At 34.3% G+C, this 981-nt stretch carries 1 protein-coding gene; it reads left to right on the top strand.

Going from position 1 to position 981, the window contains the following annotated elements; all coding sequences use genetic code 11:
* Nucleotides 1–273 precede the first annotated feature (273 nt).
* Nucleotides 274–510: a hypothetical protein gene (locus tag Z054_RS0127420; protein WP_024773143.1), complete on the top strand. Its 237-nt coding sequence runs from the start codon at nucleotides 274–276 to the stop codon at nucleotides 508–510.
* Nucleotides 511–981: the final 471 nt, after the last annotated feature.

Genomic DNA, 981 nt, shown 5'->3' with positions numbered 1-981 from the left:
CCAAAGGGATAATAGTTTACGCGTTTTTTTTAACGGTATCCCTTATTTTTGAACTATACCTACAGCAAACTTATTTTTTTAAGAACGTTCCATCGGTCATCTATCTATCTACTTAGCTAAAATAGTAATTTTCATATTATAAGTCGCATCAACAAAGTTGTTTTTAAAGAGGCTTTTTATTAGTGGATAACTTATAGGTTTTGTTTAAAACTCATTGATTATTAGTGATTAAAAACAATTAATCAATATGTAATTTTATATAAAATTTATATTATGATTGAAGAACGACTTAAAGTAGAGCTAAATTCAGAGTTAGATAAGCTTGCTTATAAAAGAAGGAATATTGAAGGTCTTACGGGTTTTAAAGATTATGCGTTAGAATTAAAAAAATACTTTCAATATACTGATAACCTTTATACAAAATATTCTTCGGATTTAGATTCAGAACGGTTTGCAGAAATTGTTATAGAAACAACTAATTCAAGGAACTCAGATATAAGGATTGATTAATTCCTTCTGAGTAAGCGATTATTATGGAAGCTGAAGAGCGCAACGGCAGTTACGGTTGTCCTTCAGCTTCCATAATAATCATAGCCATCTGGCGATTGAAGATAAGCTGCATGCGTGCAGAACTAAAAGGCGTAGCCGAAGCGTAGAGGAGCTGCCGACACACAAAAGGGAACGTAGTGGTTTTGTGTGCCAGACGATTATTTATGTGTTCTTATTTATCAAAATATAAACTTCAACATTAATAATCGGCTAGGCTGCGACCAAGCGGCGTAGCCCATGTAGTAGCGGTTTTGCTTAATGAACTATTCAGCGATAGCGTACCTTTATTGTTTTTAAGCAAAAGAGTAGCTACGGGTGATAGAGGAACAGAGCAAGGCTATTTATTTGTAGTGGAGACTGACGACCGAAGGTGAGGAAGTTGGAACGGTATGGAACAAGTGTTTTTTCTGCACTTGTGGAATAACAAAAAAT

The sequence above is a fragment of the Aquimarina macrocephali JAMB N27 genome (assembly GCF_000520995.1).
GTDB lineage: Bacteria > Bacteroidota > Bacteroidia > Flavobacteriales > Flavobacteriaceae > Aquimarina > Aquimarina macrocephali.
This window is presented reverse-complemented; position numbering and strand designations above follow the sequence as displayed.

Coding starts and splice junctions, on each gene's coding strand:
- Z054_RS0127420 (WP_024773143.1), top strand. CDS start 274: ATGATTGAAGAACGACTTAAAGTAGAGCTAAATTCAGAGTTAGATAAG.